The organism is Pseudomonas sp. GW823-FHT02E01, from assembly GCF_058797535.1.
In genome coordinates this window covers 14,888-37,508 of the sequence record NZ_JBXAJS010000011.1, presented here as the reverse complement: position 1 = coordinate 37,508, position 22,621 = coordinate 14,888, and the positions used below count along the sequence as shown (strand labels likewise).

Annotated in this window: 25 protein-coding genes and 1 riboswitch; of the genes, 20 read left to right on the top strand and 5 right to left on the bottom strand. The window is 61.6% G+C overall.

Annotated features, from left to right (window positions below):
* The first annotated feature begins 380 nt into the window (after positions 1-380).
* The 6 genes from AC1RDQ_RS23650 (at position 381) to AC1RDQ_RS23625 (ending at position 5,713) form a co-directional block, all read left to right on the top strand.
* A complete protein-coding gene (locus AC1RDQ_RS23650) occupies positions 381-1,439 on the top strand; it encodes a DUF2066 domain-containing protein (protein WP_492588292.1) in 1,059 nt (352 codons plus the stop codon).
* Positions 1,440-1,475: 36 nt separating this feature from the next.
* Positions 1,476-2,549 carry an AI-2E family transporter gene (locus tag AC1RDQ_RS23645; protein WP_492588291.1) on the top strand — a complete coding sequence of 358 codons (1,074 nt, stop codon included), beginning with the start codon at positions 1,476-1,478 and terminating at the stop codon, positions 2,547-2,549.
* Between the two features lie 230 nt (positions 2,550-2,779).
* Positions 2,780-3,484: a DnaA regulatory inactivator Hda gene (gene hda, locus AC1RDQ_RS23640; protein WP_007984552.1), complete on the top strand. Its 705-nt coding sequence runs from the start codon at positions 2,780-2,782 to the stop codon at positions 3,482-3,484.
* 222 nt (positions 3,485-3,706) lie between these two features.
* Positions 3,707-4,339, top strand: coding sequence for a C40 family peptidase (locus AC1RDQ_RS23635; RefSeq protein ID WP_008017885.1), 633 nt, complete (start codon positions 3,707-3,709; stop codon positions 4,337-4,339).
* A 165-nt stretch (positions 4,340-4,504) separates the two neighbouring features.
* Positions 4,505-5,041: a C40 family peptidase gene (locus AC1RDQ_RS23630; protein ID WP_057715812.1), complete on the top strand. Its 537-nt coding sequence runs from the start codon at positions 4,505-4,507 to the stop codon at positions 5,039-5,041.
* 18 nt (positions 5,042-5,059) lie between these two features.
* Positions 5,060-5,713 carry an O-methyltransferase gene (locus AC1RDQ_RS23625; RefSeq protein ID WP_492588290.1) on the top strand — a complete coding sequence of 218 codons (654 nt, stop codon included), beginning with the start codon at positions 5,060-5,062 and terminating at the stop codon, positions 5,711-5,713.
* Positions 5,714-5,854: 141 nt separating this feature from the next.
* Here AC1RDQ_RS23625 and AC1RDQ_RS23620 read toward each other — a convergent pair whose 3' ends face one another.
* Entirely contained in the window at positions 5,855-7,168 is a 1,314-nt protein-coding gene (locus AC1RDQ_RS23620) for a PQQ-dependent sugar dehydrogenase (RefSeq protein WP_340315123.1), read from the bottom strand.
* Between the two features lie 65 nt (positions 7,169-7,233).
* Positions 7,234-7,818, bottom strand: a complete 585-nt coding sequence (locus AC1RDQ_RS23615) for a hypothetical protein (protein WP_492588289.1) — start codon at positions 7,816-7,818, stop codon at positions 7,234-7,236.
* A 153-nt stretch (positions 7,819-7,971) separates the two neighbouring features.
* A riboswitch (cobalamin riboswitch) is annotated at positions 7,972-8,205 on the top strand.
* 82 nt (positions 8,206-8,287) lie between these two features.
* On the opposite strand from AC1RDQ_RS23615, the gene cobO reads away from it, so the two are divergent.
* From cobO to AC1RDQ_RS23545, 14 genes are all read left to right on the top strand, one after another.
* Positions 8,288-8,899: a cob(I)yrinic acid a,c-diamide adenosyltransferase gene (gene cobO / locus AC1RDQ_RS23610; protein WP_057715808.1), complete on the top strand. Its 612-nt coding sequence runs from the start codon at positions 8,288-8,290 to the stop codon at positions 8,897-8,899.
* Positions 8,896-10,278: a cobyrinic acid a,c-diamide synthase CobB gene (locus tag AC1RDQ_RS23605; protein WP_492588288.1), complete on the top strand. Its 1,383-nt coding sequence runs from the start codon at positions 8,896-8,898 to the stop codon at positions 10,276-10,278. Before cobO ends, AC1RDQ_RS23605 begins: the two co-directional genes overlap by 4 nt.
* Positions 10,275-10,925 carry a 5,6-dimethylbenzimidazole synthase gene (gene bluB, locus AC1RDQ_RS23600; RefSeq protein ID WP_492588287.1) on the top strand — a complete coding sequence of 217 codons (651 nt, stop codon included), beginning with the start codon at positions 10,275-10,277 and terminating at the stop codon, positions 10,923-10,925. Before AC1RDQ_RS23605 ends, bluB begins: the two co-directional genes overlap by 4 nt.
* Positions 10,922-11,830: an adenosylcobinamide-phosphate synthase CbiB gene (cbiB, locus tag AC1RDQ_RS23595; RefSeq protein ID WP_090453916.1), complete on the top strand. Its 909-nt coding sequence runs from the start codon at positions 10,922-10,924 to the stop codon at positions 11,828-11,830. The genes bluB and cbiB overlap by 4 nt, the downstream gene beginning before the upstream one ends.
* Positions 11,823-12,815: a threonine-phosphate decarboxylase CobD gene (gene cobD / locus AC1RDQ_RS23590; protein WP_340315130.1), complete on the top strand. Its 993-nt coding sequence runs from the start codon at positions 11,823-11,825 to the stop codon at positions 12,813-12,815. Before cbiB ends, cobD begins: the two co-directional genes overlap by 8 nt.
* Entirely contained in the window at positions 12,812-14,263 is a 1,452-nt protein-coding gene (locus AC1RDQ_RS23585) for a cobyric acid synthase (protein WP_492588286.1), read from the top strand. The genes cobD and AC1RDQ_RS23585 overlap by 4 nt, the downstream gene beginning before the upstream one ends.
* Before the next feature lie 148 nt (positions 14,264-14,411).
* Positions 14,412-14,933 (top strand): bifunctional adenosylcobinamide kinase/adenosylcobinamide-phosphate guanylyltransferase, encoded by a 522-nt coding sequence (cobU, locus tag AC1RDQ_RS23580; protein WP_090453922.1) that lies wholly within the window; start codon positions 14,412-14,414, stop codon positions 14,931-14,933.
* Positions 14,930-15,985 carry a nicotinate-nucleotide--dimethylbenzimidazole phosphoribosyltransferase gene (cobT, locus tag AC1RDQ_RS23575; protein ID WP_492588285.1) on the top strand — a complete coding sequence of 352 codons (1,056 nt, stop codon included), beginning with the start codon at positions 14,930-14,932 and terminating at the stop codon, positions 15,983-15,985. Before cobU ends, cobT begins: the two co-directional genes overlap by 4 nt.
* Positions 15,982-16,557 carry an alpha-ribazole phosphatase family protein gene (gene cobC, locus AC1RDQ_RS23570; RefSeq protein ID WP_154860730.1) on the top strand — a complete coding sequence of 192 codons (576 nt, stop codon included), beginning with the start codon at positions 15,982-15,984 and terminating at the stop codon, positions 16,555-16,557. Before cobT ends, cobC begins: the two co-directional genes overlap by 4 nt.
* Positions 16,558-16,559: 2 nt before the next feature.
* Entirely contained in the window at positions 16,560-17,291 is a 732-nt protein-coding gene (locus AC1RDQ_RS23565; protein WP_154860729.1) for an adenosylcobinamide-GDP ribazoletransferase, read from the top strand.
* A 173-nt stretch (positions 17,292-17,464) separates the two neighbouring features.
* Positions 17,465-17,869, top strand: a complete 405-nt coding sequence (locus AC1RDQ_RS23560; RefSeq protein WP_492588355.1) for a MarR family winged helix-turn-helix transcriptional regulator — start codon at positions 17,465-17,467, stop codon at positions 17,867-17,869.
* 52 nt (positions 17,870-17,921) lie between these two features.
* Entirely contained in the window at positions 17,922-19,130 is a 1,209-nt protein-coding gene (locus AC1RDQ_RS23555) for an MFS transporter (RefSeq protein WP_057715797.1), read from the top strand.
* The gene (locus AC1RDQ_RS23550; protein WP_008051054.1) at positions 19,127-19,249 is read left to right on the top strand and encodes a hypothetical protein; all 123 of its coding nucleotides are present in this window, start codon (positions 19,127-19,129) and stop codon (positions 19,247-19,249) included. Before AC1RDQ_RS23555 ends, AC1RDQ_RS23550 begins: the two co-directional genes overlap by 4 nt.
* A 55-nt stretch (positions 19,250-19,304) precedes the next feature.
* A complete protein-coding gene (locus AC1RDQ_RS23545; protein WP_492588284.1) occupies positions 19,305-19,871 on the top strand; it encodes a glutathione peroxidase in 567 nt (188 codons plus the stop codon).
* Between the two features lie 180 nt (positions 19,872-20,051).
* Here AC1RDQ_RS23545 and AC1RDQ_RS23540 read toward each other — a convergent pair whose 3' ends face one another.
* From AC1RDQ_RS23540 to AC1RDQ_RS23530, 3 genes are all read right to left on the bottom strand, one after another.
* Positions 20,052-21,332 carry an OmpP1/FadL family transporter gene (locus tag AC1RDQ_RS23540; RefSeq protein WP_492588283.1) on the bottom strand — a complete coding sequence of 427 codons (1,281 nt, stop codon included), beginning with the start codon at positions 21,330-21,332 and terminating at the stop codon, positions 20,052-20,054.
* Positions 21,333-21,478: 146 nt separating this feature from the next.
* Positions 21,479-21,961 (bottom strand): hypothetical protein, encoded by a 483-nt coding sequence (locus tag AC1RDQ_RS23535; RefSeq protein WP_057715794.1) that lies wholly within the window; start codon positions 21,959-21,961, stop codon positions 21,479-21,481.
* Between the two features lie 277 nt (positions 21,962-22,238).
* Positions 22,239-22,463, bottom strand: a complete 225-nt coding sequence (locus AC1RDQ_RS23530; protein WP_008051046.1) for a hypothetical protein — start codon at positions 22,461-22,463, stop codon at positions 22,239-22,241.
* Between the last annotated feature and the right edge of the window lie 158 nt (positions 22,464-22,621).

Genomic DNA, 22,621 nt, shown 5'->3' with positions numbered 1-22,621 from the left:
AGGCCTTTAGGGGGGGGGATTTCTGGGTAACGACCGAGTCCATCGGGACCGCCGAAACAGGCGAAGGCGAGGGCCATGCACGAATTTCAGGGTGCCCGGCTGTTGCCGGTCTGCGAAGGCGCGCGATTTTATCAGGCTTGAGCCGCAGCGGCCATCCTCAGGCCGACAGCAGGGCCATATCCGTTCAAAAAAACCGTTAATGCGCGGTGTCGGTGGCATCCTGCATGGCTGTATAAGGTATCGCATTAACCGTCTATCGTTATGACAGTGCGAAAACTTACCCGGAACGTGTGAATGTTTTGCGTCGGGCAACGGTCACAGTCTTGCTCGATCGTCTTCATGCGGTCTGTTCCAGCCGCTCTTGTCGTCAGGAATCCTCCATGCGTTTTTGTAAAATCTTGCTTGTGAGTTGTTTGTCAGTGGTCAGCCTGGTCAGTCAAGCCGAAACCGTCAAAGGCCTTTACCTGGTGCGCGAGCCGGTGAATGGCCAGTCGCCCGAGGAGCGCGACCAGGCGACTCAGCGTGCGTTGGACACATTGGTATTGCGGCTGACCGGCGACCCCAAAGCCGCTCAAAGCCCGGGGTTGGCAGCGATTCGCAAAGACCCGCAACAGATCATCAGCCAATATGGCTTTGAGGCCGGCCCACCGGAAGTCCTGAAGGTCGATTTTGATCCGGGTACCACCGAGCAGGCCTTGCGCCGCGCCGGCCTGGCCATGTGGGGGGCCAATCGGCCGTCGATCCTCGGCTGGTGGTTGAATGATTCCACCGAGGGTTCAAGCCTGGTGGGCGACGGCCAGGCCAGCGCGGCGCCGCTGCGTCGGGCTGCCCAGCATCGGGGCTTGCCATTGCGCTTGCCATTGGCGGACCTGAACGAACAGATCGTCGCAACCGCGCCGAACCTGGAGGGCGCAGATCCCGCACCTTTGCATGCGGCATCGGAACGCTACAATGCCGACGCCCTGCTTGCCGTACACGCCAGGGAAGAGGGCGGGCAATGGCAAGCCAAGTGGCAATTGTGGCTGGGGGATAAAAAAGAGGCCGGCAGTGTGCAGGGCGCCGATCAGGCCGCCGTGGCCGATGCGGTGATGCTGGCCGTCAACGAGCGCCTGGCGCCGCGGTTTGTCGCCAGGCCGGGTGCTTCGAGCGAGCAATTGCTGGAAGTGCAAGGCATGAATCTTGAGCGCTACGCGTCGCTCGGACGATTGCTGGAACCGTTTGGCGGGCGTGTGCGCAGTGTCGACGGTGACCGGATTCTTTATCGGGTCAATGGCAGCGTCGATCAGTTGCGTGCGCAACTGTCGCTGGCCAGGCTGCAGGAGGCGCCGGCGGGGCAGGCCCCGGTCCAGGCCCCGGTAGCGCCCGTTCAGCCAACCACCGGCAGCCCGGTGCCAGCCGCCGCACCGGCCCCGATCCCGCAGCTACGTTTTCGCTGGTAGTTTTTCTTTCTTTATATAGAAGCAATGGAGTGGTTCATGGCCGATACGCGGCGTTGGTTCTGGCTCGGTGGGGTGGTCCTGCTGTGTGTGTTTGTCTGGTTGTTGCATCCGATCCTGACGCCGTTCCTGGTGGCGCTGCTGTTGGCCTATCTGTTCGACCCGCTGGTGGATCGGCTGGAGAAGGCAGGCTTGTCCAGAACCTGGGGTGTCGTGGCGGTGTTTACCCTGTTTACATTGATCTTCACCGCGCTGCTGTTGGTGTTGGTGCCCTTGCTCGCCAGGCAGTTGTTTCGTTTGTATGAGCTGGCCCCGCAAATGCTCGACTGGCTGCAGCACACGGCGTTGCCCTGGGCGCAATCGAAGTTCGGCCTGTCAGATGGTTTCTGGAAGTTTGACAAGCTCAAGGCCGCCATCAGCGAGCATATGAGTCAGACCACTGATGTTGTCGGCGTGGTGCTGAGCCATGCCACGGCCTCGGGGCTGGCGTTGATCGGTTGGCTGGCGAACCTGGTGTTGATTCCGGTGGTGAGCTTCTACCTGTTGCGGGATTGGGACCTGATGATGGCCAAGGTCCGCAGCCTGCTGCCCCGTGATCGTGAAGCGCGCGCGGTGTCGCTGGCGGGTGAGTGCCATGAAGTGCTCGGAGCGTTCGTGCGCGGACAGTTGCTGGTGATGGTGGCCTTGGGTGTGATCTACGCAGCCGGCCTGATGCTGGTCGGGTTGGAACTGGGTCTGTTGATTGGCGTGATTGCCGGTCTGGCGGCGATCGTGCCGTACATGGGGTTTATCATCGGCATTGGCGCGGCGCTGCTTGCGGGGCTGTTCCAGTTCGGTGGTGATCTTTATCCAATGCTCGGCATTGTCGCGGTGTTCATGGTCGGCCAGGCGCTGGAGGGTATGGTGCTGACGCCGTTGCTGGTCGGTGACCGGATTGGTCTGCACCCGGTGGCGGTGATTTTCTCGATCCTGGCCGGTGGTGAGCTGTTTGGCTTTACCGGTGTGCTGCTGGCATTGCCGGTCGCCGCGGTGATCATGGTGCTGGTGCGTCATGTGCATGATTTGTATAAGGATTCTGATATCTACGGGAGGGCCGACGAGCCGCAGGTGTAAGGGCCGTCGATAGCCGATGGCGGGCTGCCCGGGTTCGTACCGGATCAGCCTGCTGGCGTCGCCCGGTTGTCACATGCACCGCCAAAGAATCTGTCACAAAACCAATGCATTAACGCAAACCTTTGATTTTGCTTGTGGTCTGTCGCATTGTGCGGTCCGCTTCACGGGTATAAACTTCGCAAACTTTACACAGAGGCCACTAACGGTTCCTTTGGAACTGTTCAGTCAGCATGAAACCGATTCAGCTGCCCCTAGGTGTGCGTCTGCGTGACGACGCCACCTTTATCAACTACTACCCAGGCGCCAATGCCGCTGCACTCGGCTATGTCGAGCGGCTGTGCGAAGCCGACGCCGGCTGGACCGAAAGCCTGATCTACCTTTGGGGCAAGGACGGGGTAGGGCGTACGCACCTGTTGCAGGCCGCCTGCCTGCGCTTCGAGCAATTGGGCGAGCCGGCGGTGTATCTGCCGTTGGCCGAGCTGCTCGATCGTGGCATTGAAATCCTCGACAACCTCGAACAGTACGAGCTGGTCTGCCTGGATGATTTGCAGGTGGTCGCCGGACGAGCAGATTGGGAAGAGGCGCTGTTTCATCTGTTCAATCGCTTGCGCGACAGCGGTCGGCGCTTGCTGATTGCCGCGTCGACATCCCCTCGGGAATTGCCGGTGAAGCTGGCGGATCTCAAATCCCGCCTGACCCTGGCCTTGATCTTCCAGATGCGTCCGCTGTCCGATGAGGACAAACTGCGTGCCCTGCAATTGCGCGCATCCCGTCGCGGTCTGCATCTGACCGATGAAGTCGGGCATTTCATTCTGACTCGCGGTACCCGCAGCATGAGTGCGCTGTTCGAGTTGCTCGAGCGCCTCGACCAGGCCTCCCTCCAGGCTCAGCGCAAGCTGACAATCCCGTTTTTGAAAGAAACCCTCGGCTGGTAAGCCCGCTGAAACCGGGGCGTTTAGCCGTTTCGGCATATTTCAGGCGCCAGAAATCCCGCTTTCCTGCAAGGTTGCAGGCCGCGTGTGTGTTTAAAATGGGCTTAAGCGCTTAGATGTAAACGAGAAACGGATAAGTCACAAAAAGATCGATTGAATTTGCAAATGAGGTTGATAGCGGGCATAGTCTCGGCTTCTTTACAACTTTCAGCCACGGTCGTGCCCATGCTAAATCGCTTCGCACCCCTCGTGCCTCTCGCACTCGTTACCCTGTTGTTCGGTTGCGCTGCCCACACTCCAGTGGCCCAGCAAGCTCCGCAACAGCAGGTTCAAAACTCGGTTACCGCCCAGTCTTCCGCTCTCTTCCAGGAAGAGCTGGCTACCGAAAAAGAACTCGCAGACTTCGCTGGCGGCAAGTCCTACCAGCTTCCGGTACTGGCCGACAGCATCCTCGAACGTGGCATGTCCCTGATCGGTACCCGCTACCGTTTCGGCGGTACTTCTGAAGCCGGCTTCGATTGCAGTGGTTTCATCGGTTACCTGTTCCGCGAAGAAGCGGGCATGAACCTGCCACGCTCCACCCGCGAAATGATCAACGTGGACGCTCCGCTGGTCTCGCGCAGCAAGCTTGAGCCGGGCGACCTGCTGTTCTTCGCAACCAACGGTCGTCGTGGTCGCGTCAGTCACGCCGGGATCTACCTGGGTGACAACCAGTTCATCCACTCCAGCAGCCGCCGCAGCGGCGGTGTGCGCATCGATAGCCTGGGCGACAGCTACTGGAGCAAGACCTTCATCGAAGCCAAGCGCGCCCTGGCAATGGCACCTAACGCGTCGCCAATCGTCACTGCACGCAAATAAGCGGACAATTTGTAAGGCGAACTTAAAGTCTTACTTGAAGTTTGTCGTGTAGCCGCTAGAATCTTGATCTACAAATGATGGCAAACCGCCTGCGTCCCACGCAGGCGGTTTTCTTTTCTGCGCTCCCCGCAGAAAAAGCCGCAGCCAGATCAGGATGTTCTGCTTATGACGACGTCGGCCCGCCTCGCAATCATGTTCTTCGCAGCGCTGCTCAGTGCCTGCGCCAGCCGCACACCGCCTCCTGCGCCGGTGGTTCGCGCTCCCATCGTATTTGGTTCCTCACAGGCTTTTTCGCCCGAAGCGGAAGACGTGCTGTTTCGCGCGCTCGGTCTGGTGGGCACGCCTTATCGCTGGGGCGGCAATACGCCGGATTCCGGATTTGATTGCAGCGGCCTGATCGCTTATGTGTACCGCGATGTCGCCGGTATTGCCTTGCCGCGTACCACGCGCGAGATGATCTCCATGCAAGCGGCGAATGTGGGCAAGGATGGCTTGCAGACCGGCGACCTGCTTTTCTTTGCCACCAATGGCGGTTCCCAGGTCAGTCATGCTGGCATCTATGTGGGAGAGGGGCGTTTCGTCCATGCGCCGGCCACCGGCGGCACCGTGAAGCTCGACAGCCTGTCCAAGGCGTATTGGCAAAAAGCTTACCTGAGCGCCAAGCGTGTTCTGCAGCCTGAACATTTGGCGCGCAATCCATAACCTCCGGAGCTGGTGGTCATGACTGCTCGCACGCTCAATCTCGACGACGCCCTGTACCAATACCTGCTCGATGTTTCCCTGCGTGAAACGCCTCTGCTCAAGCGCTTGCGCGATGAGACCCAGGCGCTGCCGATGGCACGCTGGCAGGTGGCTCCTGAGCAGGGGCAGTTTCTTGCTTTGCTGGTGAAACTGACGGGGGCCAGGCGTTTGCTCGAAGTCGGCACCTTTACCGGTTACAGCGCACTGTGCATGGCGGCGGCATTGCCCGCTGAGGGTTCGCTGATTTGCTGTGATATCCCCGGCGACTACAACGCCACGGCCCTGCGTTACTGGCAGGAAGCCGGGCTGGCCGGACGCATCGATCTGCGTCTGGCACCTGCGCTGGAAACCCTCGGCAAGCTGGACCAGCCAAGCCAGTTCGATCTGGTTTTCATCGATGCCGACAAGGCCAACTACCCGGCTTATCTGGAGCACGCCCTGCGATTGCTGCGGGTCGGCGGGCTGGCGGTGTTCGATAACACGCTATGGAGCGGGCGCGTACTCGAGACCAGTTCCGAGAGCGCGGACACCCGGGCGATCCAGGCGCTCAACCGGGCGTTGAAGGACGATGCGCGGGTGGATCTGTCGTTGTTGCCGTTGGGTGATGGATTGACCCTTTGCCGCAAACGCTGAGCTGGAAATCCTGTGGGAGCGAGCTTGCTCCGGGCGGCGTTCCGACGATAGCGGTAGGTCAGTCAGCATCGATGTTGAATGTGCCGGCCTCATCGCGAGCAAGCTCGCTCCCACAGGTTTCTGAGTTCATCCGGGATGGTGTTATCTGGCAGCGGACACCCGCCACACCTTGTTCCCCACATCATCGGCCACCAACAGGTCACCCTGTCGGTCTATCACCACGCCCACCGGGCGGCCCATGGCTTCTTCCTTGCCATTGAGAAACCCGCTGAGCACATCAACCGGATTCCCGACCGGCTTGCCGGCGCGGAAGGGCACGAAAATCACTTTGTAGCCGCTGTGCGGCTTGCGGTTCCAGGAGCCGTGCTGGCCGATGAAGGCGCCTTCCCTGAAGCGCGACGGTAACTTGTTGCCTTCGGCAAACGTCAGGCCCAGTGATGCCGTGTGCGGGCCGACGGCGTAGTCCGGGGCGATAGCCTTGGCCACCAGGTCCGGGTTTTGCGGCTCGACGCGAATATCGACATGCTGGCCGAAGTAACTGTACGGCCAGCCATAGAATGCGCCGTCTTTCACCGAGGTGATGTAGTCCGGTACCAGGTCGCTGCCGATTTCATCCCGTTCGTTGACCGCAGTCCACAGCGCGCCACTGTGCGGTTCCCAGGCCATGCCGTTGGGGTTGCGCAGGCCGGACGCGAAGATCCGCTGCTGGCCAGTGGCGCGATCCACTTCCCAGATCGCCGCGCGACCTTCTTCCTTGTCCATGCCGTGTTCCGCAACGTTGCTGTTGGAACCCACGGTGACGTACAGCTTGCTGCCGTCCTTGCTGGCGATGACGTTTTTGGTCCAGTGGTGATTCAGCAGGCCGCCCGGCAGGTCGACCACTTTTGCCGGCGGTGACTTGATCTGCGTATCGCCACTTTCATAGTGAAAGCGCAGCAGGCGATCAGTGTCGGCCACATACAGGTCATTGCCGACCAGGGTCATGCCGAAGGGCGAGTTGAGGTTTTGCAGAAACACCGTGCGGGTTTCCGCGACCCCATCGTGGTCCTTGTCGCGCAGCAAGGTGATGCGGTTGGCGCTGGGCACCCTGGCTCCGGCACGCCCCATGAATTTCTTCATGATCCAGCCGCGAATGCCTTTGCCGTCTTCGGGTTTTGGGGGGGCATTGGTTTCCGCCACCAGCACATCGCCATTGGGCAGTACATAAAGCCAGCGCGGGTGATCCAGGTCTTCGGCAAAAGCGGCCACTTGGGTGCCATTGGCGGCGATGGGCTTCGCACCCTGCGGCCAGCCGATGGCCGGGGCGATGTTCACGGTCGGGATCAGGGTTTTGTCGGGTTCTGGCAGTTGAGGCGAAGGACCGGTGCCGTCGGAGACTTGCAGGCGGGCGGTCCCGCCACAAGCGGCGAGCCCTCCGCAGAACGCGATAACGAGAACGAGCGGGGGCGTGCGCATACGGTCTTCCCTATGAGTGCCTTGTTCTAATCATAGAGGCGCGTTGTCGTCCGATGGTTCAACCCTTAGCCACGTGCCTCCTTGAACAGCACTGCTATGCCGGGGTGATAGTTGCCGGCTTCGTTGCGCAACTTGCGGTAGGCATAAGGGAAATACCAGGCGACAGCGCAGCTGTGTTCCTTTTGCAGGTCGTCGACCATGTCCTGGAGCTCTTCCGGTGTGGCGCCCTGCTGGGCTTTTTGCGGGGCGACGAACAGGCAGCCGAGTTTCAGGTCGCTGGCGTGGCTCACGCGCTTCGCATCGCTGGCAACATCGAGCAGGGCCTGGGTCAGATTGAGGCTGTTGACCCGTGGCCAGCGCTGGCTGGTCTGGATGTAGGCGCGGGTTTCGGGTGAAGCCAGGAGCAGGTCGGCGCGGCTGTTGCGTTCGCCTTCTTCGGTCTGCTTGCGGGTGGGCGTCTGTTGCAGCGTGACCATCTCGGCCATCCAGGCGGCGGCAGACAGTAGTCCGAGATTGGCCTTCTCGTCGTGCCAGTACGGTGTGTCGCCATCACCGCGGACGGCGTTGTAACGGTCGATGCATTCGAACCAGCGTTCGAGCACCGGGCGCAGGAATTCCAGCTTTGGATTGCTGATGATCATGCCTTGCATGGGCTCACCCTTGTTGTTGTGTTGTGAGTTTGTGGCTCTTTGATATCACTGCTGGGAGCGTGGCACAAGATTGACGTCAGTTTATTGATTGATGGCAGTTATTCGGTCGATGGCCTCCCGGCTTTAATTGACGCTCCACCCCCAACCCTCTAACCTTCGCGGCTTGTTTCAGGTGCTCTGTGGCTTGGGTCGACAGAGTGAAACAGGGAAGCCGGTGAGTGAGTCCTTCTGTTGGTCGAAGGCCCGCAATTCCGGCGCTGCCCCCGCAACGGTAAATGAGTGAAAACTGTGTGTGATGCCACTGTGTCGATTTGATGCGGGAAGGCGCACGGTCTGGCCCCGCGGCCACTCATGAGCCCGGAGACCGGCCTGATTCATCCAGCGGCATCACGGTGGGCGATGCCAGGCTTGTTGCCTTCTATTCTTGTGCCTGCCCGCCGTTATTCCTGCCTCAACGGAGAGCTCCCCCATGACTGATACCCCCGATCGTGACGAACGCCACCTGGCGCGCATGCAGCGCAAAAAAGCCGTGATCGACGAGCGCATCGCCAATTCCCCGAACGAGTGTGGCCTGCTGCTGGTGCTGACCGGCAACGGCAAGGGCAAGAGCAGTTCGGCCTTCGGCATGCTTGCCCGCGCCATGGGGCACGGCATGCAATGCGGCGTGGTGCAGTTCATCAAGGGCCGCAACAGTACGGGGGAGGAGTTGTTCTTCCGGCGCTTTCCCGAGCAGGTGCGTTTTCATGTGATGGGCGAAGGCTTTACCTGGGAAACCCAGGACCGGCAGCGCGACATCGCCGCCGCCGAAGCCGCCTGGGCGGTGTCGCAGCAACTGCTGCGCGATCCGTCCATCGGTCTGGTGGTGCTCGATGAGCTGAACATCGCCCTCAAGCACGGCTACCTCGATCTCGATCAGGTGCTCAGCGACTTGCAGGCCCGGCCGCCGATGCAACACGTGGTGGTCACCGGTCGTGCCGCCAAGCCGGAGATGATCGAGATGGCTGACACCGTCACCGAAATGGGCGTGATCAAGCACGCCTTTCAAGCCGGGATCAAAGCGCAGAAAGGCGTCGAATTGTGAGTCAGCCTCGGCACTGTCCGGCGGTACTGATTGCCGCGCCGGCCTCTGGCCAGGGCAAGACCACCGTCACCGCGGCACTGGCCCGATTGCATCGCAATCAGGGGCGCAAGGTCCGAGTGTTCAAGTGCGGGCCCGACTTTCTCGATCCGATGATCCTCGAGCGCGCCAGCGGTGCGCCGGTGTATCAGCTGGACATGTGGATGGTCGGCGAACAGGAGAGTCGCCGGTTGCTGTGGGAAGCCGCCGCTGAAGCCGACCTGATCCTGATCGAAGGCGTCATGGGGTTGTTCGACGGTACGCCGTCGAGCGCCGATCTGGCGCGGCATTTCGGTGTGCCGGTGCTGGGGGTGATCGATGGCACCGCCATGGCCCAGACCTTTGGCGCATTGGCCCTGGGGCTGGCGCGTTATCAGCCGGACTTGCCGTTTGCCGGCGTGCTGGCCAATCGTGTCGGCACGCAGCGCCATGCGCAACTGCTCGAAGGCAGTTTGACTGAAGGTTTGCGCTGGTACGGCGCGCTGTCCCGGGAAACCGGGATCGAATTGCCGAGCCGGCACCTGGGGCTGGTGCAGGCCAGTGAGTTGAACGATCTCGACCTGCGCCTCGACGCGGCAGCCGATGCCCTGGCCAGCAGTTGCGAGGTCGCGCTGCCACCGGCAGTCGAATTCGCCGCCCCTGATGTCATCGCGGCCGAACCGCTGCTGGCCGGTGTACGCATTGCCGTCGCCCGCGATGAAGCCTTTGCGTTCACCTATGGCGCGAGCCTGGATCTGCTGCGGGCGATGGGCGCCGAGTTGTCATTCTTCTCGCCGATCCGCGACCGTGCATTGCCGCAGGCGGACAGCCTGTATCTGCCGGGCGGCTACCCGGAACTGCATCATGTTGCGCTGGCGCAAAACACCGCGATGCTCGATGCGATCCGCGCCCACCACCAGGCAGGCAAACCGTTGCTCGCCGAGTGTGGCGGCATGCTGTATCTGCTCGACTCCCTGACCGATGTCGAAGGCACTCGCGCCGAACTGGTTGGCTTGCTGGCCGGTGATGCAGTCATGCAAAAGCGCCTGGCAGCGCTGGCTCTGCAAGCGGTGGAACTGCCGGAAGGCTCGCTGCGCGGGCACACCTATCACCATTCGCTGACCACCACTGAACTGGCGCCGATTGCCCGTGGCTTGAGCCCTAACGGCGGGCGTGGAGCGGAGGCGGTCTACCGTGAGGGGCGGATGACTGCCTCTTACGTGCACTTTTATTTTCCGTCGAACCCCTCGGCGATTGCCGCGCTGTTTGCGCCTGACCTTGAAGCCGCCTTCGCGAGCAAGCCCACTCCCACAGGGGATTGCGTTTCAAATGTGGGAGCGGGCTTGCTCGCGAAGAGGCCATGAGCGACAACGCATTCTCCGAAGACGAGCGCGCGGCGGTGTACCGCGCCATCGCCGAACGCCGCGACATGCGCCACTTCAGCGGCGGCACCGTCGAGCCCGAATTGCTCCGTCGTCTGCTCGAAGCCGCGCATCAGGCCCCCAGTGTCGGCCTGATGCAGCCCTGGCGCTTCATCCGCATCAGCGATCGCGCCTTGCGCGGGCAAATCCAGGCCCTGGTAGAAGAAGAACGCATCCGCACCGCCGAAGCCCTTGGCGAGCGCAGCGATGAGTTCATGAAGCTCAAGGTGGAAGGCATCAACGATTGCGCCGAGCTGCTGGTCGCCGCACTGATGGACGACCGCGAGCAGCATATCTTCGGCCGCCGCACGCTGCCGGAAATGGACATGGCTTCGTTGTCCTGCGCGATCCAGAACCTGTGGCTGGCGTCCCGTGCCGAAGGGCTGGGCATGGGGTGGGTGTCTCTGTTCGAACCACAGGCACTGGCGGACCTGTTGAGGTTGCCGCCGGGTGCCAAGCCGTTGGCCGTGCTGTGCCTGGGGCCGGTGAGGGAGTTCTACCCGGCGCCGATGCTGGTGCTCGAAGGCTGGGCGCAGGCGCGTCCGCTACATGAATTGCTGTATGAAAATTATTGGGGAGTGAGTCAATGAGTGTGGCGTTGTTGAGTGTCGCCGCGGTTGCGCTGGATGCGCTGCTGGGTGAACCCAAACGCTGGCATCCGCTGGTGGCGTTCGGCCGTTTTGCCGAGCGCATCGAGCAACGTTTCAACGGCGGCGGTCGCGGCTGGCGCAGCCATGGCGTCACCGCGTGGGTGATTGCCGTGTTGCCACTGACGCTGCTGGCCACGGCATTCTCCTGGGCGCCTTATGTCGGCTGGATCGTCGAGATTCTCGCGCTCTATTGCGCCCTCGGCATGCGCAGCCTCGGTGAGCACGTCACGCCTGTGGCCAAGGCCCTGCGCAGTAATGACCTGGAAGCGGCGCGCACTCGGGTGAGCTATCTGGTCAGCCGCCAGACCAGCGAACTGGATGAAACCGAAGTCGCCCGTGCCGCTACCGAGTCGGTGCTGGAAAACGGAAGCGATGCGGTGTTCGCAGCGTTGTTCTGGTTTGCCGTGGCGGGCGCGCCGGGCGTGGTGCTCTACCGCCTGAGCAATACGCTGGATGCGATGTGGGGTTATCGCAATGAGCGTTTCGAACGGTTCGGCTGGGCGGCGGCGAAGGTCGATGATGTGCTCAATTACATTCCTGCGCGCCTGGTGGCACTGACATACGCGCTGCTGGGCAAAACCCGGCTGGCATTGAAATGCTGGCGCACCCAGGCCCCGACCTGGGATAGCCCGAACGCCGGCCCGGTGATGGCGGCAGGGGCGGGTGCCCTTGGTGTCGAATTGGGTGGGGCGGCGATTTATCACGGCGAACTGCATCAGCGTCCGCAGTTGGGCGAAGGTGTGCCGGCGGATGCCGACTCGATTGACCGGGGCTGGCAATTGGTCCAGCGCGGGGTATGGTTATGGCTGCTGATTCTCTGCCTGGGGGCCGAATTTTATGCTTGAGCACGGTGGGCGACTGCGCAAGGCGGCGCTCGAATACGGCATAGATGAAGCCGACTGGCTGGACCTGTCCACCGGCCTTGCGCCCTGGCCGTTTCCGGTGCCGGATATTCCGCTGCGGGCCTGGGCCCGTTTGCCGGAGACGGACGACGGTCTGGAGCAGGCCGCCTGTGATTACTACGGCACCTTGCAGGCATTGCCGGTGGCCGGCTCGCAAATGGCGATTCAACTGCTGCCGCGATTGCGTCGGGCGGGCAAGGTCGGCGTACTGTCGCCGTGTTATGCCGAGCACGCCGAAGCGTGGCGTCGCAACGGCTACATCGTGCGTGAAGTGCTGGAGCAGGAAGTCGACTTCTTTATCGACAGTTTCGACGTGCTGGTGGTGGTCAATCCGAATAACCCCACGGGTCTGAGCCTCACTCCCAGTCGGCTGCTCGACTGGCACACGCGACTGGCGCAGCGCGGCGGCTGGCTGGTGGTGGACGAAGCGTTCATGGATAACACGCCGCAACTGAGCCTGGCGCCGTTTGCCCATCAAGTCGGATTGATCGTCTTGCGTTCCTTCGGCAAGTTTTTCGGCCTGGCCGGTGTGCGCCTGGGGTTTGTGCTGGCCGAGCGCAAGTTGCTCAAGTTGCTTGCAGAACAAGTGGGGCCGTGGGCCGTGAGCGGGGCAACCCGGGTAGTGGGCCAGGCCTGTCTGCGCGATACCGAGGGACAAACGCGGCAACGGGTGCGTACCGAAGAGGCCAGCGAGCGCCTTGCGTCGTTGCTGGAACAGCACGGCTTCGAGCCCCAGGGCGGTTGTGCGCTGTTCCAGTGGCTGATCACCGAGCGCGCCGAAGAACTGCATGAATTCATGGCCCGGCGCGGCATTCTCCTGCGGTTGTTCACGCACAACAGCAGCCTGCGATTCGGCTTGCCCGGTGACGAAATCGCCTGGGTACGACTGGCGCGGGCGTTCGACGATTTCGCCAAGGAAAACCAATGACCACGCTGATGGTGCAGGGCACCACATCGGATGCCGGTAAAAGCACGCTGGTAACCGCGTTGTGCCGCTGGGTCACGCGTCAGGGCGTCAGGGTGGTGCCGTTCAAGCCACAGAACATGGCCCTCAACAGTGCGGTGACCGCCGACGGTGGCGAGATCGGCCGCGCCCAGGCGGTACAGGCCCAGGCCGCGCACCTCGAACCGCACACCGACATGAACCCGGTGTTGCTCAAGCCCAACAGTGACACCGGTGCCCAGGTGATCATCCATGGCCGCGCTGTCACGACCATGAATGCGGTCGCCTATCACGACTACAAAACCATCGCCATGCATGCGGTGCTGGCCTCCCACGAGCGCTTGAGCGCGGCGTATCCGCTGGTGATGGTCGAGGGTGCGGGCTCGCCGGCGGAAATCAATCTGCGGGCCGGGGACATCGCCAACATGGGCTTCGCCGAAGCGGTGGATTGCCCGGTGGTGCTGATCGCCGATATCAATCGCGGCGGGGTTTTTGCCCATCTGGTAGGCACCCTCGAACTGCTGTCGCCGAGTGAGCAGGCGCGGGTCAAAGGCTTCATCATCAATCGTTTCCGTGGCGATATCGCGTTGCTGCAACCCGGTCTGGACTGGCTTGAAGAGCGCACCGGCAAACCAGTGATCGGCGTGCTGCCGTACGTGATGGATCTGCACCTGGAGGCCGAGGACGGCATCGATCAACGCCAGACCGATAAAGCCGAACAGGTGCTCAAGGTGGTGGTGCCGGTGCTGCCGCGCATCAGCAATCACACCGACTTCGATCCGCTGCGCCTGCATCCGCAAGTGGACCTGCAATTCATCGGCCCCGGCCAGGCGATTCCGCCCGCCGACCTGATCATCCTTCCCGGCTCGAAAAGTGTGCGCAGCGACCTCGCGTACCTGCGGGCCAACGGCTGGGACACCGCCATCGCCCGGCATCTGCGTTACGGCGGGAAACTGCTGGGGATCTGTGGCGGCCTGCAGATGCTCGGTGAGCAGGTGCATGACCCGCTGGGCCTCGAAGGTGCGCCGGGTTCCAGTGCCGGTTTGGGGCTGCTGGCGTTCCAGACCCAGCTCGAACAAGAGAAGCAGTTGCGCAATGTGCGTGGTCGCCTGGCACTGGAAGATGCGCCGGTGGCGGGTTATGAAATTCATGCCGGCGTGACCACCGGACCGGCCCTGGAACATGCCGCCGTGCATCTGGATGACGGCCGCTGTGATGGTGCGCAAAGTGCCGACGGGCAGATTTTCGGCACCTACCTGCACGGGCTGTTCGAATCGCCGGCGGCGTGCAGTGCACTGCTGCGCTGGGCCGGATTGCAGGATGTGCAGGCCGTGGATTACCACGCCTTGCGCGAGCGTGATATCGAGCGGCTGGCGGATCTGGTGGAGAAGCATCTGGATACTTCTCTGCTGCGTCAGCTCTGTGGGTTCTGAGGTGGCTGTTGCGGCCCCATCGCGAGCAAGCTCGCTCCCACAGGTTACGAGGTGTAATCAAAATGTATGTTCAGCCTGGATCAATTGTGGGAGCGAGCTTGCTCGCGATGAGGGCCGTCGCCTCCCCGAAGATTTTAAGGAATAAGCAATGCTCCAACTGATCCTCGGCGGCGCCCGTTCCGGCAAGAGTCGCCTGGCTGAAAAACTCGCCATCGACAGCGCCCTGGCCGTGACCTACATCGCCACCAGCCAGCCACTGGACGGAGAAATGAGCGAGCGGGTGGCCCATCACCGCGCCCGTCGTCCTGCCGAATGGGCTTTGATCGAAGAACCGGTGGAACTGGCCCGGGTGCTGCGTGAGTCCGCCCGTGTCGACCGTTGCCTGCTGGTGGATTGCCTGACCCTGTGGCTGACCAATCTGCTGATGCTCGACGATGCCGAGCGCTTGCACGCCGAGCGTGATGCCTTGCTGGACTGCCTGGCGTCGCTGCCGGGTGAAATCATTTTTGTCAGCAACGAGACCGGCATGGGTGTCGTGCCGCTGGGTGAATTGACTCGTCGCTATGTCGATGAAGCCGGTTGGCTGCATCAAGCTCTGGCTGAGCGTTGTCAGCGTGTCGTCCTGACCGTCGCCGGCCTGCCTCTGACTCTGAAAGGAACTGCGTTATGACTCAATCCTGGTGGTTGAACCCGTGCAAGCCGGTCGATACCCAAGTGGTCGAACAGGCCCAGGCGCGGCAACAGCAACTGACCAAGCCGGCCGGCTCCCTCGGCCAGCTGGAAGCGCTGGCGGTGCAGTTGGCGGGATTGCAGGGGCGGGTCAAGCCGAGTCTGGAGCAGGTGTGGATCGCGATTTTTGCCGGCGACCATGGCGTCGTCGCCGAGGGCGTGTCGGCGTTTCCCCAGGAAGTCACCGGGCAGATGCTGCTCAACTTCGTCAGCGGTGGCGCGGCGATCAGCGTGCTGGCGCGGCAACTGGGCGCTTCCCTTGAGGTGGTGGATCTTGGCACGGTGACGCCGTCGCTAAACCTGCCGGGCGTGCGCCATCTGAATGTCGGCCCGGGCACCGCGAATTTTGTACAGGGACCGGCCATGACCCAGGCCCAGGGGCAACTCGCCTTGCAGGCCGGTCGTGACAGCGTGCAGCGGGCAATTGCCACCGGTGCGCAGTTGTTTATCGGTGGCGAAATGGGCATCGGTAACACCACCGCTGCCAGTGCATTGGCGTGTGCGCTACTCGATTGCCCGGTGGTGCATCTGACCGGGCCTGGCACCGGGCTCAATGCCGAAGGTGTCAGCCACAAGGCCCAGGTCATCGAGCGCGCCCTGGCATTGCATGGCGCGCAGCGTGGAGATGCCTTGCAGACCCTGTTCAACCTCGGCGGTTTTGAGATCGCCGCGCTTGTCGGTGCCTATCTTGCGTGTGCCCAGGAAGGTGTCGCGGTGCTGGTGGACGGCTTCATTTGCAGTGTCGCGGGGCTAGTAGCGGTGCGCTTGAATCCAGAGTGTCGTCAGTGGCTGTTGTTTGGTCATCGCGGCGCCGAGCCGGGGCATCGTCATGTGCTGGAAACCCTGGATGCGCAACCCTTGCTCGATCTCGGCCTGCGGCTTGGCGAAGGCAGTGGTGCGGCGTTGGCTGTGCCGCTGCTGCGCCTGGCTTGCGACCTGCACGGGCAAATGGCGACCTTTGCCGAAGCCGCCGTGGCAGATCGCCCGGCATGACCTTGCGCGTGGATCTGTTGCGTCACGGTGAAACCGAACTCGGCGGCGGCCTGCGCGGCAGCATCGATGATGCGTTGACCGACACGGGCTGGGCGCAGATGCGCGTCGCCGTGGTCGGGCAAGGTCCGTGGGACCGGCTGGTCAGTTCGCCGTTGCAGCGTTGTGCGCTGTTTGCCGAGGAACTCGCTGCGCAACTGGGTATTCCGGTGCAACTGGACAAAGATCTGCAGGAGTTGCATTTCGGCGCCTGGGAAGGACAGAGCGCGGCGGCGTTGATGGAAACCGACGCGCAGGCCCTGGGTTTGTTCTGGGCCGATCCCTATTCGTTCACGCCGCCTCAGGGTGAGCCGGTTGCAGACTTTTCGGCACGGGTGCTGGCAGCGCTGGAGCGTTTGCACGCGACCTGTGCCGGTGAGCGCATTCTGCTGATCAGCCATGGCGGTGTGATGCGTCTGTTGCTGGCACAGGCGCGCGGGCTGCCACGGGAGCAACTGCTCAACGTTGAGGTCGGGCATGGCGCGCTGTTTTCGCTGACGGTGGAGCCTGCGGGCTCGTTGAAGGAAGTGCTCTGACCATGCTGCCATTCTGGATCGCCCTGCAATTTCTCAGCAGTCTGCCGATTCGCCTGCCCGGAATGCCTGAGCCCCGGGAACTGGGGCGGTCGTTGCTGTTTTATCCGCTGGTGGGATTACTCTTTGGCGCGATTCTGTGGGCGGTTAACTGGCTGCTGCTGGGCACGCCGACGTTGCTGCACGCGGCGTTGTTGCTGAGCCTTTGGGTGCTGCTCAGCGGCGGCTTGCATCTCGATGGCCTGGCGGACAGCGCCGATGCCTGGCTCGGTGGTTTTGGCGACCGTGAGCGCACGCTGACCATCATGAAAGACCCGCGCAGCGGGCCGATCGCCGTGGTGACGCTGGTGTTGGTGTTGTTGCTTAAATTCACCGCACTGCTGGCGTTGATCGAGCAGCCGCATTCGCTGGCCTTGATCATCGTGCCGTTGATCGGTCGCAGCGCATTGCTCGGCTTGTTCCTGACTACGCCCTATGTGCGTGCCGGTGGCCTGGGCCAGGCATTGGCCGATCATCTTCCGCGTTCGCCGGGCAAGCAGGTGTTGGCGGTCAGCGCATTGGCTTGTGTGTTGATCGCCGGCGTCAGTGGAGCGCTGGCGGTGGTGTTGGCGGCGCTGGGGTTTGTCTGGCTGCGCCAGGTGATGTTGCGGCGCCTGGGGGGCACGACAGGGGACACGGCGGGCGCGATGCTGGAGTTGCTGGAAGTTGCAGTGCTGGTAGGCTTGGCGTTGGCCTGATCGAGTTGTGTTGAATGTTCCGGCCTCTTCGCGGGCAAGCCCGCTCCCACATTGGAATGCGATCAACTGTGGGAGCGAGCTTGCTCGCGATGGCGATCTACAGGACACCGCCCAATCACTGAACAAACCCCATGCCACTTGATTTAACCGACTCGCGGGTATATACACGCACCATGCTCGATTCCCAATGTTTATGCATCAACCTGCGTCGCGCCGCCCGTGGCGTCAGCAGGCACTACGACGGCGCTCTCGACGGCTTCGGGATCAACGTTGCGCAGTATTCTTTGCTGTGCAATCTGCAGCGTCTGGATCAGCCGAGCATCTCGAGCCTGGCCGAGGCCATGGGCCTGGACCGCAGCACCCTGGGGCGTAATTTGCGGGTGCTGGAGGGTGATGGCCTGGTGACGCTGGTCGAGGGCGAGGACATGCGCAACCGCATCGTCCTGCTGACCGAGGCCGGGGCAGAGCGCCTCAAGGCTGCCTTGCCGGCCTGGGAAGCCGCGCAGCAGCGTTTGATCGATCGCCTGGGTGCCGAGAAGCGCGAAACCTTATTGAAGCTGCTGGACGAACTGGCATGATGCCGGTTTTTTCGATCTTAAGCGGGTATATACCCGCTATTGGAGAATAACAATGACATCGATGTGGCGTACTTGCGGCTGGGTTCTGTTGGGGAGTGCGCTGATCCTTGCGTTGTCTCTGGGTGTTCGCCATGGCTTCGGGCTGTTTCTGGCGCCGATGAGCGCCGAGTTCGGTTGGGGCCGTGAAGTCTTTGCCTTCGCCATCGCCCTGCAAAACCTGATCTGGGGCCTCGCCCAGCCATTCACCGGTGCCCTGGCCGACCGCTTCGGCGCAGCGAAAGTGGTGCTGATCGGTGGCGTCCTGTACGCGGCCGGGCTGATTTGCATGGGGCTCTCCGACTCGGCGATGACCCTGTCCCTGAGCGCCGGCCTGCTGATCGGCATCGGACTGTCGGGTACGTCGTTCTCGGTGATCCTGGGGGTGGTCGGCCGCGCGGTGCCACCGGAAAAACGCAGCATGGGCATGGGGATCGCCAGTGCGGCCGGTTCGTTCGGCCAGTTCGCGATGTTGCCCGGCACGCTCGGTTTGATCGGCTGGCTTGGCTGGTCCGCGGCGCTGCTGGCGCTGGGCTTGCTGGTGGCGTTGATCGTGCCGCTGGTGGGCATGCTCAAGGACAAGCCGCTGCCCGTCCTGGGCCACGAACAGACCCTTGGCGAAGCGCTGCGCGAAGCCTGCTCCCATTCCGGCTTCTGGCTGCTGGCGTTCGGCTTTTTCGTGTGCGGATTCCAGGTGGTGTTCATCGGTGTGCACCTGCCGGCCTATCTGGTGGATCAACACCTTCCGGCGACGGTCGGCACCACGGTGCTGGCACTGATCGGCCTGTTCAACATCTTCGGCACCTATACCGCGGGATGGCTCGGCGGGCGCATGTCCAAGCCGCGTTTGCTCACCGGGTTGTACTTGCTGCGGGCGGTGGTCATTGCGTTGTTCCTGTGGGCACCGGTGACCACCACCACGGCTTATCTTTTCGGCATGGCCATGGGCTTCCTGTGGTTGTCGACGGTGCCATTGACCAACGGTACGGTGGCGACCTTGTTTGGTGTGCGAAACCTGTCCATGCTCGGTGGGATTGTTTTCCTGTTTCACCAACTCGGTTCGTTCCTGGGCGGCTGGTTGGGTGGCGTGGTGTATGACCGAACCGGGAGTTATGACTTGATCTGGCAAGTGGCGATTCTCTTGAGCCTGTTGGCCGCTGCCCTCAACTGGCCGGTGCGTGAGCGGCCGGTAGAGCGTCTGCAATCACAAATGAGTGCGATATGAACAACCTTTGGCCACGGATCGCTGTAGCCGCCGTCTGCGCCTTATTGCTGGCGTTGTCGTGGTGGGGCTGGCATCAGGGCGGGCTGGCGCTGATGCAGTTGGGCATGGGTGCTTGCTAGCGAGCGGCGAGGGCGAGTAACGTCGCTTTTGACGAATTATCAAGGGTGCACCGACATGCTGATGCGCTGGATTGCAGTTCCCGCGTTGCTGGTGGCGTTTACCGGGCTGGCCTACGCGGCCGAGTGCCCGGAGCTGTTGCAAGGATCACTGCAAAAGCTGCGCGCCAAGGAATCCATCGATTTGTGCCAGCGCTTCGCCGGTAAGCCGTTGGTGGTGGTCAATACCGCAAGCTTCTGTGGCTTTGCTCCGCAGTTCAAAGGCCTTGAGGCGCTGAACCAGCGCTTCAAGGATCAAGGGCTGGAGGTAATTGGCGTTCCGTCCAATGACTTCAAGCAGGAGTCAAAGGATGGTGCCGAGACTGCCAAGGTCTGCTACGTCAACTATGGTGTGACCTTCACCATGACCGAGCCGCAAAGGGTTCGCGGCGACGATGCGACGCACTTGTTCAAGGTCCTCGCCAGTCAAAGCAGCGCGCCGAAGTGGAATTTCTACAAGTATGTGGTGGACCGCCAAGGCAAGGTGATCGCCAATTTCTCCAGCCTGACCAAGCCGGACGATCCCGAGTTCATTGCGGCGGTGGAAAAGGCCCTGGCTTCGCCACCACTTGTTTCGACCCCCTGACCTGTAGGAGCGAGCTTGCTCGCGAAAATCTCAAGGCGCCTCGTTCATCCAGTAAACACACGTCATCGTTCGCGTCCATCGCGAGCAGGCTCGCTCCTACAAATGAAAAGCCCCGCCTCCGTGAGGAGAGCGGGGCTTTTTTGATTCCGATGGCGAGCGGTTCAGGCTCGCCGGGAATCATCAGAAGCGGTAGGTCGCACCGAGACCGAAGCCGTTCGCGTAGTTGTCATACTTGGCGTTGTAGGTCTGGCCATGGTCGTCGCCGTTGACCTTCACCGATTCCTCGCGCAGGTACGAGTACGCCAGGTCGATGGTCAGGTCGTCGGTCGGACTCCAGCCGGCGCCCACGCTGAAAATCGTGCGATCGCCAGTCGGGATGCGTGGGGAACGGTCGACGTTGTTGGTCGGTGCCTGGTCAACGGACAGGCCGGTACGCAGTACCCATTGCTTGTTCAACTGGTAGGACGCGCCGATGGCGTGAGCCCAGGTATCGTGCCAGTTCTGTTCTTCGGTGATGGTGCCGAACTGGCCGTTCAGAACCGCCGGAACACCTGTGTTTTCAACGGTGATTTCTTTCAGGCGGCTCCAGCGGGTCCAGGTGCTGCCTGCGTAAAGAGTCCACTTGTCGTCGAGCTGGTGAGTGACCGAAAAGTCCACCGATTCAGGCGTGGTCACATCCAGCGAAGCGTCGTACTTCTGGCTCGGGTTCTGGCCGACCAGGCCCAGCAGGTTGTAGTTGACCTTGGTGTCACCCTCGAGCTTGTACTTCACTTTCGAGTGGTAGGTCAGGCCGACACGGGTGCTGTCGGTGGCTTGGACCAGCACGCCGATGTTGTAGCCCAGGGCGGTGTCGTCACCCTTGATCTTGACATGACCATCGGGCAAGTTCGTTAAGGTCGGCAAGGCCGTTATGTTCGATTCCAGGGTGCCGTCGATGCGGTTGATGGTCGGGCCGAAACCGATGGAAACCTTGTCGTTGAAGGCGTAGCTGACAGTCGGTTGCACGGTGACGATCTTGACTTCGCTCTTGCTGCCGAAGTAACGACCCTCAAAGCCGTTTTCGTAGTCGGTTACCAGGCCGAACGGGGCGTATATGCCAATACCGAAGGCCCAATGGTCGTCGATTGGCTTGACGTAGTAACCCATGGGCACGGCGATGAACGGAACCATGTCGCCGTCATTGCTGCCACGGTTGTTCGGGGAGGAGCTTGCGTGGCTGATGTCAGTGTGTGCGTCGATCATCGCAACACCGCCGGTAACTTGTTCGCGCTTGATGCGCGACATGCCGGCAGGGTTGCCAAAAATGGTGGATGCGTCGTCGGCAGAGGAAGATCGCCCGGCAAAACCTGACCCCATCCCGCTGATGCTTTGTTCGTTGAGGGCAAAGCCACTTGCAAAGATCTGGGTGGATGCCATGGCAACGGCGAGACTAATGGTGGTTTTGAGCATTACTTTTTTCATTATTAGAACTCCTGGTGATCACCGGGGCGAAAATTACCAACATTTTCGTTCCGGCGCCATAGGCTGTATGCCTTGATTTAGAGCGGTTTTGTAGGACAATCCGACCAGAATCGCGGCGTGTTGCGCGATCTTTGGATCCAAGGGTGTCAGCAGGCTACCTGATTCAGGGGTGAAACACAGGTTTGCCAGGCGCAGGTGAAATCACGCAGACGTCCCTGGGGCTGAAATGTCTGGCGCCAGATTCTGGCCATACCCAGCAAATCATCAGGGGCGGGGAGGGGGGTGTTCTGTTCTTCCACCAGCAGCCAGGCGATGGCTGTGGCGTAACGCAGGTTGACGGTCAACTCGAGGTGCGGGCCACTCAGGAACGCATGCTGGCTGGCCAGGCCGCGGACCAGGCTCGCACGCTCCGGATCAAGGGCCAGGTAATGGTCCCAAAGGGCCTGGTGACGGGGCTCGGCGATGCGGTACAGGCCGTGCCCACGGCGGTCATGCAGGGCGGAACCAAGGGCGGACTGGCTGGCGGCAATGCCCAGCAGCAGGGATTCGGCCGTAGCGCTATGTTGTCCGAGATAGATCAATGTCGGACGAATCACATAACGGCACAGTTCGCTGGCAGCGATACCCATAAAACCCTCGAAACCTGAAATGGACGGCGACACCTGAAGGGGGGGCTTGGCAGCTGTGAATCGACTCAGGCTCGCCGCAAGCGGGTCAAGCCGCTTGAGTTGAAGTGTAGTGTCATATTCGCGCTGTAAAGGCCTGTTTTTAAAATATTTCCAGCGATCAGTTATAACCGTTATATCGGATCGTGCTTAGTCGTGATTCGAGGAAAGGGAAATATCGGGCAATAAAAAGCCCCGCTTTTCGGGCAGGGCTTTTGGGTTTTTCAGCCTTTCTGGCGTTTCAGGCAACCAGTGCCTGACGGGTACGCTCGATCACGGCCTGCAGCGGCTCGGCGCTGGAGTATTGATCGGGGTACAGGCGTTCGCTGTGACGAGCGATGCCGTGTTCGTTGACCAGGGTGAAGCTGAAGCAGCCTTTGCGAGCGGCCATGATCAGGCAGTTCATTGGTGCAAAAGCGTTGGTTAGGGTGCGAATGGCATCCTGAGTCTGGATTTGAGTAGACATTATTGGGTGTTCCTACAAATGACACGGATAAGAACCGTGCAACGTTAAAACGTTCCAGTAACGTCGATCACCATTGATCGAACGAAGAACCCGACTGGAACAAAGCAGCCAGTTTGAAGCGCTGATAAGTTGGCGCGCTTGGGCTGGCAGGTAGGTAC